Source organism: Rhodococcus sp. JS3073 (genome assembly GCF_026810085.1).
Lineage (GTDB): Bacteria > Actinomycetota > Actinomycetes > Mycobacteriales > Mycobacteriaceae > Rhodococcus_F > Rhodococcus_F wratislaviensis.
Genome location: NZ_CP113952.1, coordinates 1,042,099 through 1,057,386, shown reverse-complemented (window position 1 = coordinate 1,057,386; position 15,288 = coordinate 1,042,099). Strand labels below are relative to the sequence as shown.

Annotated in this window: 11 protein-coding genes and 1 pseudogene; 6 read left to right on the top strand and 6 right to left on the bottom strand. The window is 65.6% G+C overall.

What is annotated here, in order from left to right:
• Positions 1 to 2 precede the first annotated feature (2 nt).
• Positions 3 to 467, bottom strand: coding sequence for a hypothetical protein (locus tag OYT95_RS42685; protein ID WP_268792548.1), 465 nt, complete (start codon positions 465 to 467; stop codon positions 3 to 5).
• Positions 468 to 511: 44 nt separating this feature from the next.
• Positions 512 to 1,021: a hypothetical protein gene (locus tag OYT95_RS42680; RefSeq protein WP_268792547.1), complete on the bottom strand. Its 510-nt coding sequence runs from the start codon at positions 1,019 to 1,021 to the stop codon at positions 512 to 514.
• A gap of 821 nt (positions 1,022 to 1,842) precedes the next feature.
• Here OYT95_RS42680 and OYT95_RS42675 point away from each other — a divergent pair.
• Together OYT95_RS42675 and OYT95_RS42670 are read left to right on the top strand one after the other, a co-directional pair.
• Complete coding sequence (locus tag OYT95_RS42675) at positions 1,843 to 2,514, top strand: hypothetical protein (protein WP_268792546.1); 672 nt, start codon at positions 1,843 to 1,845, stop codon at positions 2,512 to 2,514.
• A gap of 572 nt (positions 2,515 to 3,086) precedes the next feature.
• Positions 3,087 to 4,292, top strand: coding sequence for an LCCL domain-containing protein (locus OYT95_RS42670; protein ID WP_268792545.1), 1,206 nt, complete (start codon positions 3,087 to 3,089; stop codon positions 4,290 to 4,292).
• 24 nt (positions 4,293 to 4,316) lie between these two features.
• Here the strand turns inward: OYT95_RS42670 and OYT95_RS42665 are convergent, their stop codons facing one another.
• Positions 4,317 to 6,179, bottom strand: coding sequence for a serine/threonine-protein kinase PknD (locus OYT95_RS42665; RefSeq protein ID WP_268792544.1), 1,863 nt, complete (start codon positions 6,177 to 6,179; stop codon positions 4,317 to 4,319).
• Between the two features lie 526 nt (positions 6,180 to 6,705).
• Between OYT95_RS42665 and OYT95_RS42660 the strand changes: the two genes are divergently transcribed.
• A complete protein-coding gene (locus tag OYT95_RS42660; RefSeq protein ID WP_268792543.1) occupies positions 6,706 to 7,056 on the top strand; it encodes a DUF732 domain-containing protein in 351 nt (116 codons plus the stop codon).
• Between the two features lie 202 nt (positions 7,057 to 7,258).
• Here OYT95_RS42660 and OYT95_RS42655 read toward each other — a convergent pair whose 3' ends face one another.
• Positions 7,259 to 8,392: a BTAD domain-containing putative transcriptional regulator gene (locus tag OYT95_RS42655; RefSeq protein ID WP_328286577.1), complete on the bottom strand. Its 1,134-nt coding sequence runs from the start codon at positions 8,390 to 8,392 to the stop codon at positions 7,259 to 7,261.
• A gap of 1,391 nt (positions 8,393 to 9,783) precedes the next feature.
• On the opposite strand from OYT95_RS42655, the gene OYT95_RS42650 reads away from it, so the two are divergent.
• On the top strand, positions 9,784 to 10,929 hold the full coding sequence (locus OYT95_RS42650) for an LLM class flavin-dependent oxidoreductase (RefSeq protein ID WP_268793245.1): 1,146 nt from the start codon (positions 9,784 to 9,786) through the stop codon (positions 10,927 to 10,929).
• Between the two features lie 167 nt (positions 10,930 to 11,096).
• Here the strand turns inward: OYT95_RS42650 and OYT95_RS42645 are convergent, their stop codons facing one another.
• A complete protein-coding gene (locus OYT95_RS42645) occupies positions 11,097 to 11,957 on the bottom strand; it encodes a GNAT family N-acetyltransferase (protein ID WP_268792542.1) in 861 nt (286 codons plus the stop codon).
• Positions 11,958 to 11,988: 31 nt separating this feature from the next.
• Here OYT95_RS42645 and OYT95_RS42640 point away from each other — a divergent pair, with 31 nt between their 5' ends.
• On the top strand, positions 11,989 to 12,588 hold the full coding sequence (locus tag OYT95_RS42640) for a hypothetical protein (protein WP_268792541.1): 600 nt from the start codon (positions 11,989 to 11,991) through the stop codon (positions 12,586 to 12,588).
• 90 nt (positions 12,589 to 12,678) lie between these two features.
• Here OYT95_RS42640 and OYT95_RS42635 read toward each other — a convergent pair whose 3' ends face one another.
• Entirely contained in the window at positions 12,679 to 13,767 is a 1,089-nt protein-coding gene (locus OYT95_RS42635) for a transposase (RefSeq protein ID WP_268792540.1), read from the bottom strand.
• 576 nt (positions 13,768 to 14,343) lie between these two features.
• On the opposite strand from OYT95_RS42635, the pseudogene OYT95_RS42630 reads away from it, so the two are divergent.
• A pseudogene (locus OYT95_RS42630) lies at positions 14,344 to 15,281 on the top strand (IS3 family transposase); the annotation flags it as partial.
• Positions 15,282 to 15,288 lie beyond the last annotated feature (7 nt).

Below are 15,288 nucleotides of genomic sequence, written 5' to 3'. Positions count from 1 at the left end.
ATTCACTGCACAGGTTTGTTCTCGTCCGCCCAGGTGCCCGCGTCCTTCGCGATGTGCTCCACCCAGTCCGCGTGTGCTTTCTGGTTGGCCTGCAGGTGCTCACGCAACCACGCCACCTCCCGGCGATCGCGCATCGCGTCCGCCAACGACGCGGCGATCCGCTCCCACCACACCGGCACCGGGCGCTGCAACGACGCGACCACCACCTGATCCGGGCGCACCCGCCCCTGCCACACCGGCGCATCCGGCGAGAGCGGCACCAACGCCACCGACACCAGGCGCTTGGCCTCGGCGACACCGTTCACCGACAACGCCGCCACGTCGGTGCGGTCCGCGACCAGCCAGCCCGCCGTCCACGCCTCACCCTCACGCACCTCGACGAACACCCCATCCGCCGGGAACACCCCACCGGCAGGAGCGGCCACACCCGCCCCGCTCGTCACGTTCTCGACAACTGCAACGTCCACAGACATCACAGTTGCGCGGCGGCGGGGTGCGAGACGAGCACCGATCAACCGTGCGCGTCGACGAGGCAGTAAGTTCTCTTCGGATCCTTCTCGTAGACAGCAACTTTGATGGTCTCGATCCCGACACATTCGGACTGATCGGCCGTGCCGTCGGCGCGGCTCGCAACTTTCACCACGGTGGGCGACGATCCGCACGGCGCGGGAAAGTAGCGAACCTCGCGTTCGATGTCGTAGCAGGTATCCGCCCGTAGATTCGGCATCAGACACAACGTTCCGACTAGATGATATGAATCGAAGAACTCGGTGGTGTACTCCTGGAGGGGTTGGTTGGCGTACCCCGTACCGCAATACGCAGATCCGGGAAGCTTGTCCACGATTTCGAACGTCGCCTCCACATCGGAGCAGTCGCGTTCGCCGGATTCGATCTCCGACACGGTATTATCGGAAATCTTCAGGATCCGGATGCAGTCGCCAATGGCGAGGACGGGCCTCACCTCGCCTGGCGTCGAGAAGAAGGCAACGAGCACGACGATGCCGACCGAGACGACGACCACGGCGAGTCCGAGTCCGACGACCACGGCGAGTCCGACCACCCTCACCGTGCGCGGCAATGGGCCCCTCGGCCCGGGCCGCGGGGCGTCGCCGGGTGGCCACTGTTGGTGACCGTGCGGTGGGCGAGTCACGAAAACCTCTTCGGTGGCGGGTTACCTGCCGTGCCGGCGGAGGGCGGCGGGGTCTCGAAAGGTTTTCGTGGATCCGCCCAAACTCTATGGTCGGTGTGCGGCATTGCGTGAAGTATACGGCCGCGAACTCGATCGGGTCGCGCACTCGGGACCGCCGTTCGGGCAGCCAGCCGGCGGCGGCGGCCCCGGTGCGGCGGGTCGGTTGCCCCAGCAACCCCAGGATGCACGTCGAGATCGACGAACCCTGTGTCCCACCGGTCACCCCGCCCTCACCGCCCGGCCTGGGTGCGGTGCTCGCACCGGGCTTTCGCGGCGAGTCTCCTCGATGCCGAGGACTCGGCTCGGTGCCAGCTCGGTCGGCACGCGTTCGGTGAGGCGGCGACAACACGGGGCGCACCGTTCGATCGGTGGGGTCGACGGGTCTGCGCGCTGATCGTAACGCGGGCACGGGATGTGGTGACGCTGGCACGTGCCGCGTCAAGGATCTCCGCCGAGACCTTCCGGTCCACGGCGCCGATGCGAGGCGGCATCGAACCCGAGCCCGTCGACGCCGCCGGCCACCCGCTTGGACCGGGCACCGGGTCCGCGTCGAGCTCGCGGAGACCATCACAAGGTTTCCTTCAGAATCCGACAAGCGACATCCCAGATCCTTTTCGTACCCGCCAAAGGCAACTCACAGAAAAGGACCCGCCATGTTCCCCAAGACCGTCAAGTCCGCCGCTCGCGTCGCCACCGCCACACCGGCTCCCCGAATCGCCGGTTCGATCATGAAACACACCGGCCTTCGCGCCGCGGTGTGTGTCGGCGCCACGGTTCCCCTGGTGCTGCTCGGTCACGGGATATCCTCGGCCGCAACCGTTGAGGTCTATGGGGGTGCCGACGAAGTTGAAGTGTATGTAACCGACGGTACGCCCGGGGAGAACTGCCTGGTCACCGACAACGGCTACACCTTTGGCGACGTGGTGGATGACGCGGGGTTTCTGGCCATCTTTATTCCAGCCGAGCCCGGCGACCACCAGGTGACTCTGGCGTGCGACAGCAGCGGGGGCTACGGCCAATGGGTCACGGTCGCACCCACCGGCCCCGGTCCGGGACCAGCACCCGCGCCCGGACCCGGACCCACCCAGGGCTACTACGCCAACATCTATGGCGGCCCCGGCGGTGCCGACATATTCATTACCGGCGCTGCGCCCGGGGAGACATGCATAGCCACCACCGACGCGAACGAGGCACTCTTCCTCGACGGAGTGGCGGATGACACCGGCTCTCTCACTCTGTATTTCGGCACTCCTCCCGGCGACCAGACCGTGACTGTGGTGTGCGACAGCAGCGGAGCCGTCGCCCAAACGGTCACGGTCACCTGAGGTGGCGTCACCGGATTCTGGTGGGCAGTCCGGTCACCCATATCCCGCCGACGCCTCCTTCGCCGAACACGATGTCCTTGCCTGACCGACTGTCCGCCCGCAGCGACGGTTGGTCGGGAGGCGTTTTCCAGCGACGAATACCTCGCCGCAAAGTCCGGTGCACGCCTCACCCGCCGGCGTCGCTGCCGCAGGAATCGGGAATTAGGCGCGGTCAACGGGTCCGTGGACTCATTGACAGGGTTGCTAGTTACCGCCCGCGCACGCCGGAGAGCCACCCTGCGCCCATCGACACCGGGTCTCGTGGGACCCGGTTTTCGGGGGTATCGTTGGCGAAAATACGGCGGCATGGTCGACGGCGGTGCACCATGAGCGACGATCCGGGTATGCCAGGCGGTCCGCACTGGCAACCCCGTGGGCCCGAGTGGCAACCTCAGGGCCAACAGTGGCACTCGCACGCCCAGCAGTGGCAACCGCACGCCCAGCAATGGCCGCCCGCCGGTGGGCAGCCCCCGGGTCCCCCGGGTCCCCCACCGCCACCTCGTCGTTCGCGGGGTGGTGGCCGGTGGCCTCTGTTGTTCGGGTTGCTCGCCGCCGTGCTGATCGGAGTGCTCGTCGGCGGCTATCTGCTGTTCGTGAGGGGCGACGCGGATGAGGGTGAGGTGTTGCTCGAGGCGGCGGCATCCGAGGGGCCGTTTCCGTGGACGCCGCCGGTGGTGCCCCCCGATGCGCCGACCACGCTGCCGGAGTCGATGCCGACGGTGGCTGCCGGTGCGCCGGATCCGGGCCGGCCCGGGTTGATTGCCGTGCCGGGCGACCGAACCGGAATCTACGGTGGCTCCCTCGAGTTGTCGGTCTGCGACAAGCTGAAACTGATCGGATTCCTCGAGCAGAATCCGGGACAGCGGAACGCGTTCGGCGAAGTGTTGACTGTCACCGACATCCGCGCCTATGTCGAGTCGCTCACGCCCGTGATTCTCGGTTCCGACACCCGGGTGACGAACCACGGGTACGAGAATGACCGACCGACCGCACTGCAGTCCGTGCTGCAGGCCGGGACGGCAGTTCTCGTCGACGACCGCGGTGTGCCACGGGTTCGGTGCCAGTGCGGGAACCCGCTGTTGCCGCCGCAGCCCACCACAGCAGCCCCGACATACACCGGGCAGCGGTGGCCGGGTTTCGCGCCGGACAAGATCATCGTCGTGCAGCCCGCACCCGCGCCGGTCACCCAGCTCACGGTCATCAACATAGTGACGGGGGCACCTGTGGTGATCAACGTCGGCAGCGGGACACCGCAGCAGCAACCGACGACGTCGCGGACCACAGTGCCGCCACTCCCACCGCGGGCGACGGTCGCGCCGCCGCCTCAACAGACGCAGCCGCCCCCACCGCGGACGACGGTCGCGCCGCCACCCCAGCGGACGCAGCCGCCCCCACCACCGAGGACGACCGTGGAGCCGCCGGTCACGCAGCCTCCGCCATCAGCTGACTGGAGTATGACGGCCGAGGCTTTCCGGGGCCAGGACGGAGGACGAGCGTCGTTCGAGTGCCCGCCGGGTGGAGCTTTCGGCACCGTGTGGGGCTCGGGCACCTACACGGATGACTCCAGCGTGTGCACGGCCGGTGTGCATGCGGGAGTGATTTCCCAGCAGGCAGGCGGAATAGTGATAATCCAGATTTCGCCGGGTCTCAGCTCGTACGAAGGTTCGACATCGAACGGCGTCACGTCCGTGGGCTATGGAAGCTGGCCAGGTTCGTTCCAAGTAGATGGTGGCGGCTGACCGTGACCGGTCGGAAGGACGACATCAACGGTCGTTCGGCAGTCGCAACACCGTGTTGCCATCGGTGACGTAGAGATCACCGGTGGCCCTGACCGCGACCCAGATCGGGCGGTGCAGACCGGTGAACGGCACCACCGTCGGGGTGTCGGCACCCGCTGGAAGTTCGACGATACGACGGTTCTGGTAGTCGGCGACGAACACATCACCCGTGGAATCAACCGCCACACCGGTAGGGGAGGCCAGCGTTGTGAACGGCAGCACGGTCTGGTCGGTTCCGCCGGCGGGAAGAAAGACCACGCGGTGGTTGTCGGTATCGGTGACGAATACGTCTCCAGTGGTGTTGACCGCCACCCCGACCGGACCGTGAAGGTCCGTGAACGGCAGCACTTGTTGGTTCGCGGCGCCGGCGGGTAGCGCGACAATCCTGTTGTTGTTGTTGTCGGCGACGAAAAGGTGTCCGGCGTCGCTGACCGCCACTCCGGCGGGTCCGGCCAGGTCGGTGAACGGGAGCACCGTCTGGGTTTCGGCTCCGGCATCGAGTTTCAGCACCCGATTGTTCTTTGTGTCGGCGACGAAGACGTCGCCGGCGGCAGTGGTCGCGACCCCCGAGGGGTGGTCGAGATCGGTGAACGGGAGTACGTCCTGGTCGTCGGAGTTCGCGGCCAGTTTGAGGATTCGATTGTTGTTGGTGTCGGCGACGAAGAGATCTCCGGCGGTGTTGACGGCCACGCCGACGGGCGAGTTGAGGCCGTTGAACGGCAGCGTGGTCTGCGTCGGTGACCGGTTTCCCCAGTAGATGAACGCAACTGCGGCACCGACGGCCACGAGTGTGAGGACGGCCAGCGCAAGCAGAACGCGCACCCGATTTCGCCGCTGTGGAACGCTGACCGTCTGCGGTGGGGGTGGTTGCGGTGTCGGCCGGGGCGGTGGTGGTCCATGCTGTGGTGAGGTCGGCCGCCGAGTCGTCTGGGCATGAGGTGTGCCGTGCACGTTCGTCGTCTGCGTTGGCCAACTGGTGGACTGGGCCGTATGCGAGGACTGCACGTTCGACAGGGCGAGCTGAACGCCTGCCGCGAGTGCGCGGCAGGTCGGCAGCCGGTCTTCGCGGCGTTTCGTCAACGCTGCGGCGACGATGTCGTCGATGGCCGGCGGAAGATCACAGCGCACAGCACTGATCCGCGGCGCGAGTGAATTGAGATGACCGCGCATGACTTCCTGCGTGCTTCCGGTGAACGGCGGGCGGCCGGTGAGCAGGCAAAATAGTGTGCATCCCAGCGAGTACACGTCTGCGCGACCGTCGAGTGGAATGCCTGCGAAGACTTCCGGCGCCGAGTACTGCAGGGTGGCCACCAGCGACCCGGTTCTGGTCAGGTGCTGGGTCTCGTCGAGGGCCTTGGCGATACCGAAGTCGGTGAGCAGGACCCGCTCGGGTTGCCCGGTGCCCGAGGTGCCCAACAGAATGTTCGCCGGTTTGACGTCGCGGTGCAGCACGCCGTTCTCGTGAGCATAGTCCAGGGCCTTGGCCGTTTCAGCGATGATGTGCACGGCACGCGTTAGGTCCATCGGACCCTCATGCAGCGCCACCGCGGCATCGGTTCCGGCGACGTATTGCATCGCAATCCAGTGTTGATTTCCTTCCTGCCCGCGGTCGAAGACGGACACGATGTTCGGGTGTTCCAGGCGTGCCGCGTGGTCGGCCTCGAGCTCGAAGCGGGAGCGGAAACAGTCGTCGGTGGTCAGGCTCCGGTCCAGCAATTTGAGGGCGGTGTTCCGGGGCAGGTGAGGATCGCGAGCGAGGTACACGGCGCCCATCCCGCCGACACCCAACACCCGTTGGATGGTGTAGCCGGCGAACACGTCACCCGGCTCGAGTTCCGCACCACCCATCGGCACCACCGCCTTCGGTCGGACCGCTGCGCTGTCTGTGAGCCACTCGGAGTGTAGGACTCCGCAGACTCACGGGGCGGCAGAGTCGGTCGCCCACATCGTTCACCTCGGCCGTAGCGGCAGAGCCGGGTGCATCCGCCGGCCCACGGCGTTCCACCAGCGCCACGACCCCTTCGCCCTGAACCAGAACTCGACCCCGGCGTGGCCGCTTACCCAGCTCGGTTCCCCGGCATCGTCCGGCGCACGGTGAGACCGGGCTTGGCGCGCATCGCGTATCCAAAGCACGGCTGAATGGATCGACCCGGCCGCGCGGCACATCCGACCCGGGACAATTCGGCTCAGGATCCGACGAGACCACGGCGCCGAGGCGACGCGGCATCACATCGACGCGGCGGTCCTCCCGCTGTGACCGGCGCCAGGCCGCGTCGAGTTCGCGGAGACCATCACAAGTTTTCGTTCAGAATCCGACAAGCGACATCCCAGATCCTTTTCGTACCCGCCAAGCACTCCCAGAAAAGGACCCGCCATGTTCCCCAAGACCGTCAAGTCCGCCGCTCGCGTCGCCGCCGTCACCGCCGTGCTCGGCGTCGCCGCCGTGGGAGGGCTCGGGGTCGCCAACGCCACCAGCCATCGCGCGCCGGAAGAGGTCTACCTCACCGCCCTCGACCAGGAGGGCATCCCCTACGGCTCGGCCTACTACATGGTGGCGGCCGCCTACGCGGTCTGCGGGGACTTCGAGAGCGGCTACGGCTTCTACGACATCGGACTGGATGTCCTGAGTGAGTCCTCCTCCTACTCGCCGTACCAGGTGGGCTTCATCATCGCCGACGCCGTGACGGTGTACTGCCCGCAGTACACCTACGCGCTCCCGATCTGATGCCGCCGACCGCACGCCCCGGGTGAGTGGGTGCCGCACCCGGGGCGAAACCGGTTCGGCGGGGTGTGCCCCTCGGTGCTCTCCCCCAACGGTGGCTGCCGCGACCGGCACCCGGAGCGTTTGCGGCGGCGAATGCCGACGAGGCGGGGGTACCGATCGGGTGTCATGACCCTGCACCCGTCGGGGGTGGGGAGGTGCGGCGCTATTCGACCACGATCTGGAATTCGAGCTCGGTGTCGCCGAGCCGAATGATGTCACCGTCGGTGAGCCAGACGCTCTCGACGACGCGGTTGCCGCGCACATACACACCGTTCGAGGACCGCAGGTCCCGCAACACGAAGTTCATCCCGGTGTCCACGATGATCGCGTGGTGCCGACTGACCTTGCTCTGGGCGAGCACGATGTCGTTGTCGGGCATCCGGCCGATCCTGACCCCCGCCGATCCGATTCGAAAGGCCCGGCCCTCACGATCACGCAGCTGCGCGGCCAGGGCGCGTTCGAGCGTCTCGAGGACGGTGACCGTATGGGCGGCGGTCGCCCACGCGGTCTCGACCACCGCCAACGGTTCCTGCCGCAGGATGCGGCCCTCCAGTTCCAGCAGGTCACGGCCCGGATCGATGCCGAGTTCCTCGGCCAGGTTCGAGCGCAGCCGGCGACACGCCTCGAGGGCGTCGGACTGTCGACCACACACGTACAGTGCGGTGATCAGTTGACCCCACACCGGCTCACGAAGCGGATGAACGGACGCGAGGGACACCAACTCGGGAATCACCGCCTCGGCGCGCCCGCACGCGATCTCGGCTTCCGCGCGGGCCGCGAGGGCCGACACCCTCTCCTCCTCGAGCGCGGCGGCAAACGTCTCGGCGAACTCCAGATCCCGGAGATCGGCGAGAGCCGTGCCCTTCCACTCGGCGAGCGCGGCGGCCAGGTGCCCGCTCGCGTCCTCGAATCGACGCGCAGCGGCGGCCTGGATTCCGGCCCGCTTCTCGGCGAGGAATCGTCCCAGATCACAACCCTGGTCCGGCACGATCAGCCGGTACCCCGGCGGCGCGCTGGCCAGCACCGCCCGGGCATCGATCCCGGCGTGGCGCATCATTCGGCGCAGATTCGAGATAAACACCTGCAGGCTCGCCCGGGCCTCGGGCGGCGGCCGATGATTCCACACCCGGTCGGCGAGGGCGTCGGCGGACACCGGGTGGTTGCGGTTGATGATCAAGGCGGCGAGGACGGCACGCTGCTTCGGCCCACCCAGCGGTGGGGCGATCCCGTCGATCGTCATCTGCACCGGGCCGAGCACGTCGAAGCGCAGTCCCGACCCGGGTTGTGTGCCGTCCACTACACCGATGACCCTACCCCGGTGACTCCGCGACGGTCACCGCCGAAGTACACCTCGACCGCTGCAGCTGGGGCCTGACCTACACGAAAAAGGGCTCGCGCCTCGCCACCCACGTCGTGATCAACGCTCATTTCATCAAATCCTGATCAACCGGCAGCGTGGCTGTCGAGACACGCTCGGCAACAGGAACGCCTATCGGAGCACCGAATGACGATCCATGACCGGACACCGCCTGGAGCGGGTCACGGCAGGGGGCGCTGGCCGCTCTCAATTCGTTGCTTCCGCACCCTGAACTCGTCCTCCGAAATCTCTGCCAACCCCGGCACCGTAGGACCGGCCCATCCACCGTCGACGGTGGCCGGGCAGAATCCGACGGCGAAGCTCGCTGGCTCATCCTCGAGACCCACCCAATCCACCTGGACGTGTTGCAGCGTCGGGTCGGTGATTCGCCCTGGATGTCCATGAAATAGCAGGGCAGGTCGCGACGCCGGATTGTGTCGCGGTCGGTGTCCTCCCCCCTGTAGGCCACCGGCGTACCGCGCTGTATCCGATTCGTCGCGATCGCCTCGTCCCGCTCCACACAGTCAGTATCCGTGCCGCTTGAGCGACCCGGCGAAGGAATCGCCGACGGAATGGGCGGGGTGGCCGACCGCCCTGTCGGGAGCGATTGACGGTCACCGATAGCGGATGCCCCAGAGGACATTGATCACGGTGTTGTTGCACGCGGAGCAGTCGGGCACGTGTGTATCAGGTGCTGACTACGCTGGGCATATGGAGCACTACGTTCGTAGGGAGCCAATTCCGTACGGGTCCTCGGCAGCGCCGGTCCATTCGGGAAACTGGCTCCAGAGGATGCTCCGAGGGCTGCGGTTGGTCCTGCGGGGGTTAATGCATGATCGAGAACCGAGCCCATACTCATCACTCTCTCCTCGCCGTATGGACGGCACGCATACCGATATTTTTCCCTTCAATAGCAGCGGCGGAGGAGCTGGGGGCGGAGGGGCGTAAATCGTCACCGATAACCGAACCTGCACCGGGACGAGTTCGGCGATGTCGGATGCCGGCAGCAGTCGGTGCTCGTTCCGTACGCCGATCCCCTTGCGGTGTTTCATGAGGCCAGCTCCCGCGAACCACCATTTCTGGGGCACCTCCGTCGACGCGGCGTGTCGTGACGGTTGGGACCCGGCCGAGCGTGATGATTGTGGTGAATTCCCTCCGATTCAGGGCAGGAACCCATGTTTCGAGCGCGCTCTCACCGAGGTAGGAATACCCTTCATGATGGTCGCCTTGCGCCGATCCGTGCCCAAGTACGGGGGGCCGAACGCTGCGGAGGAGGACTCCTAGATCGCTTGTACTAGACAAGAACACGCCGATGAAAGGTCGTGAGAAGGATCTCTCGATTCAAAGTCGGTCTCGCAGACCAGCTCCTGAACGCTCGCCATTCCCCGACTGTATTGGTGCGAGCCAACTATCTGACCGCTGTCGCGAGCCGTATTGACTCGTTTTGGGTGCCCGACCATCTGAATGCCTTGATGCCGCGGACGATCGCAACGCCGCAGCACCTCGGCGCCGCGAAACTGATACCAAAGATCGACGCCTCCCTCGAACCGTGGACGATGCTCGGCCACCTTGCCGCCCGCAACCGGATCGGGCGGCTGCGGCTCGGCGTGGGCGTCACTGATGCCGGCCGTCGCAATCCAGCGGTGACCGCGCAGGCGGCCGCAACCCTGCATCTGATGACCCGCGGGCGGGCGATACTCGGCATCGGCGTCGGCGAACGTGAAGGCAATGAACCCTACGGGGTGGACTGGGACAAGCCGGTGGCCCGGTTCGAAGAAGCCATTGCCACGATCCGCGCGCTGTGGGACTCCGGCGGCGAGCTCATCTCGCGCCACTCGCCTTACTTCCCGCTGCACGGCGCCGTGTTCGACCTTCCGCCTTACCGCGGGAAATGGCCTGAAATCTGGATCGCCGCCCATGGGCCGCGCATGCTGCGAGCCACTGGACGCTACGCCGACGCCTGGTTCCCGGCCTTTCCGCAGCGACCACATGAGTATGAACAACGTCTAGGGGCCGTGCGGACGTCGGCCTCCGACGCTGGTCGGGACCCCATGTCCATCACGCCGGCCATCTGGCTGTTCGTGTTCACCGGCCGCACCCGCGACGACGTAGACGAAGCGCTGAACTCCGACGTCGCGAAATCGTTCGCGTTTAACGTATCCGCCAAGGACTGGGCGCGCCATGGCGTACAGCATCCGCTCGGAGCGGACTTCTCCGGCGCACAGGATCTGATCCCGCAAACCATGGACGAGCAGACGGCGCTGGCCTACACAGCGAAAGTTCCGGCGTCACTGTTGAAAGAATGCCTCTTGACCGGGACACCCGACGAAGTTATCGAGCAAGCAGCAGAATGGCGTGACCACGGAGTGCGCTACATCGTCGTTTGCAACCTCAGCACGCTGCAACCGAGCCTGCGAAAGGGCGTGGCGGCGAGCATCCCATTTGCGAGGATTCTTCGGGGTCTCACCAGATTGTGACAGTCATCCCGGGGCTTCAGGGAGATAGACCGCGAAGCCGAGCCGTTTCTCCATCGCTAGGATAGGTTCAGCCCGTTTGGCGGCTGCGCAGGGTTTCGGAGTTGGCACCGAATTCGTGGATGATGCGCTGGAAGCCCTTCGCCAGAGGAAATGCCACGCATTTAAGACTAGTAGCCGATCGACGGCAGCCACGCGCCCTGCGGCTCGTTGTAGAGCCCGCTCGTCATCAGCGTCGACTGCTGGACGATCTTCAGCCCAGCATCGAAGCACCAGGCCATGAGGCGGGTATTGCGTGACGGCACGAGGAACCCGAGGCCGGTGAACTCGTCGGCGCTGGCCAGCAGCGCGATGACGTCGTCGTCGGCCTTGCCGACCGCATGCCCGGTGTAACCGAAACCCGTCGCATAGCCGGTGATCTGGCCGCCACGCTCGACCACGCGGGCGGTGCCGATATTGACCCAGTGCTGCAGCTCGCCGTGGCGGTCGTGGCCGTGCACCTGCCGGCAGATCTCGTCGCAGGCGGCGATCTCGTCCGGTGTCGCCGGACGCACGACTGCGCCGGGAATCGCGGACCCGCGTGGCGTTCCCTGGAAGACGGACAACAGCTCACGCACGGCGAAGCCGAGCTTGGCGTACAGGGAGAAGGACCGGTAGTTGTACGCCGTCTGTACCAGCCTCACACCGGCGACGTCGCGCTCGCGCGATCGCTCGAGCAGCGCATTCATCAACGCACGCCCCACCCTCGCGTCCGGCACCGCCGGGTCAACGGCCACGGGCCCTATGCCGACGATCTTGCCGCGCTCGTCCTGTAAGGCGCTGCCGACGATGTGACCGTCGCGCTCGGCAACCAGACCGTAGATGCCGTCGGTGGCCAGCATCGCCTTGATCTGGAAGTCGGCGAATTCGGGCGTGCCCGCTTCGATCGGAAAGTTATGGCGCGTGGCGAGCCCCTCGAAGGCGTCGAACAGGACGCGCCCACACATCTGGGCATCGTCCGACGTCGCCTCGCGGATCTGCAGCTCGGTCATTCACCCATTGTCGCGCTTACGCTGCCGACTGGTGTCCCAACGGCGGATCGGCGTACGGAACGAGCACCGACTGCTGCCGGCATCCGACATCGCCGAACTCGTCCCGGTGCAGGTTCCGCTTCCGGTCGACCAGCAACTGGCCAAAATCGGAGGCTGCGCTAGCTACTCCGGAATTCCCACGCTTGAGAAGCCCGGCCTACCTACGCTTCATGGCATGCCTCGCGAACCAGCCTTCGATCGTTGGCCGATCCAAGATTCCGAGATCATCGAATTCCAGCTTGAGACCAACGCGACAGAGGCCACCGCATTCATCGGCGTCCTCAGAGCCACTCTTTCCGAACTTCTCGCCGGCCGAGCCAAGTGGCAGATTATTGGCCCCAGACCACTCGACCTGGACGACGACGCCACTGCGGGAGGGACGGAAACAGGCCATCAGCGTCCCGACGTGGTGATATCTATCGGAATCCGAGGCGAAGGCGACGCAGGAACCATCGAAGACACTCTCTACCGTGCTTTACGCGAAGCTGGTCTTCGGATAGGGGCCACTTTCGTTGCCGGCTACCCCTTCGGTGTCGAGCGGGCACAAGTCCTCGCGAAGTACACCGAGCTGAACGACGCCTCCGACCGGTAGCCGATCCGCTTACGGAACGAGGGCCGACTGCCGCCGGGCATGCGCTGGGACGCCACTTCGTTCCGGTGCAGGTTCGGCTAGCGGGTGTGATCAAAGGTCGAATGCTCGCCGTAACTCGTCGAAAAGTTCCTGGTAATGGTCGGTTCCGTAGGTGAGAGCGGCGAGCATGAGGGGTTGCAGCATCGCCAGTTCCTTCGTCTCGAGCGCCCGGAAGATCGAGGAGGCGGCATAGATCCATTGCACGTACTCATGCCCGTCCGCGTGGAGGGACATCTGTTGCGGGGCCTCCGGGTCTCTGGAGAGGCGTTCGAGGGCACGCGCTTCGTTGTCGAAGGGCGGTGGAAGTGGCTCGTGTTTGTCGAGTGCGGTCAGGGCGGGTGCGACCCAACCCATATCAGCGAGGCCGGCCCGCTCGTATGCACTTTTCGCTGCCCAACGAGCAATGGCATCCTGCTGAGATTCCGGGAGTTCGATCAGTTGATCGAAGAGGTCCCGGTCGAGTTGAGCGAGTCGCTTCGCCGCCTCACGGATGGCGCGATCGTCGAATAGCCGGAATCGTTCGGGGGGCGGGCGACCACCCCATTCGGCAAACTTCTCAGCGAGACTCCGATGGGGATCGGACAGCACCGCCCTAGCGGGGCCGGCGGACGCAAGTGTGGCATCAGCAGCCGGATCGGGCATCGAATTCTTCGCCGTGGGTTCGTCGCCGTCACTCCAGACCGAGTCCTCCTTCTTGAGTTGGGCGAAGTTGCTTTCGCCGGTGGCAGGCCACAGTTGCAGCCAGTACTCCTCTGACGGTTCGCTGACATCCATATCCCAATTGGCGTCCCGTCCCCGTGCATGCGCGCGAAGCCGATACCGGGCGGGTGAAAGCTGCGGTATCGCCTTGAGTCCGTCAGCGAGCTCACCGGTGAGGGTCATGACGACGAGTCCCGTCGTCACCTCGAGGTCGGCCTCCTCGATAACTTCCCACTCCAGGAATGCCTCAGCGTGCGGCGCCGACTCCAGGACCTCGACCCCGACTCGCACCGGTCCGAAGGCGATACCGGTGTGCACCGTGGCGAATCCGGGGCCGACCTCGAGCAGACTTCCGCGCTGTTGAACGTCGAGGGTGTCAGCTTGCCGCGATCCCATCACGAACTGGTGATGGTCGACCCCGACGATCCCCCATTGCGTCATCGCATCAGGCTAACGGCGTACCTGGCGTATACGTTCCGCAAACGGATCGCGTACTGGTCCACACCGAACCTGAGGTTGGATGAGATCGACACGATCTGCAACGTGGGAGCACACTTGGTTGGTGCACTTCGCTGAGAGTGTGAGTTGGAGGGCGTGGATCGCTGACCCCCTCGGTCTAGCCGTCATGCTGTACATCCGTGACGCGGCAGATATCGGCGGCATAGTGAAACCGAATCTGCCTCCTCTCACGCCGGCGGTTCCCGCTGTAGTGGCATCGGTCGACCGGACTCGGCTCGCCGAACAATGGAACGAACGGTGGGCGCAAGCCACAGGGCCGGAGCACTTCACGGGTATCGGCTTGGAGGCGACGACATCGCCCACCTTTGAGAGCACCCCTGAACTGCGAATTTCTACGAAGAACTGTTCGAGAGGGCGGTTCGGTGGTGCAAAGCCCGAAGCGGTGAGCTAGCCGAGTTCACTGCGTCGGAGCAAGAAGCAGGTCGAATGGGACTGCCCCGGCTCTGGTTGACACCTGACCTGTGAGGGATCCGCCCTCACGGTGGAAGGATGATCGACATGCCGAAGCCGTACCCGGAGGAGTTCCGCCGCGACGTCGTCGCCGTGGCCCGCAAACGCGAAGCCCCGCTGGAGCAGATCGCGAAGGATTTCGGGATCTCCGAGACCTGTCTGAAGAACTGGCTGCGCAAGGCCGACATCGAGGACGGCACCCGACCCGGCCTCACACGGGACGAATCCGACGAGCTCCGCGAGGCCCGCAAACGTATCCGGCTGCTCGAACAGGAGGCGGAGGTGATGCGTCGGGCGGTGGCCTACCTATCGCGCGATGTCAACCCAAAATGATGTTCCCGCTGGTCCGTGAACTTGCCGCCGATGGTATCGCCGTCGCGGTGACCTGCCGGGTGCTGGGATTCTCCCGGCAAGCGTTCTACAAGTGGAACACCGATCCCGTGTCCCGACGGGACTGGGACGATGCCCATCTGATCAACGCCGCACTCGATATCCACGCCGGCGACCCGGAGTTCGGATACCGGTTCATCGCCGACGAACTACCCACCCACGGCATCGTCGCCGGCGAGAACCGCGTCCACCGGCTGTGTTCGCAGCACCGGATCTTCTCGGTGTTCGCGAAGAAGCGCGGCCTTGCTCGTCGATCCGGGCCACCGGTCCATGACGACCTGGTCAGGCGGCAGTTCACCGCCCAGCAGCCCGACCGGGTGTGGTTGACCGACATCACCGAGCACTGGACCGATGAGGGCAAGCTCTACCTCTGCGCGATCAAGGACTGCTTCTCCACCCGGATCGTCGGCTATTCGATCGCCGACCGGATGACCGCAGACCTGGCATGTTCGGCGCTGCGAAATGCCATTGCGCTCCGCAACCCGGACGGCACCGTCGTACATTCCGATCGCGGCAGCCAGTTCCGTTCCGGAATCTTCGTAGAATTGTTGGCCTGCAATGGTTTACAAGGTTCTATGGGGAAGGTGGGGGCATGCCTGTTAA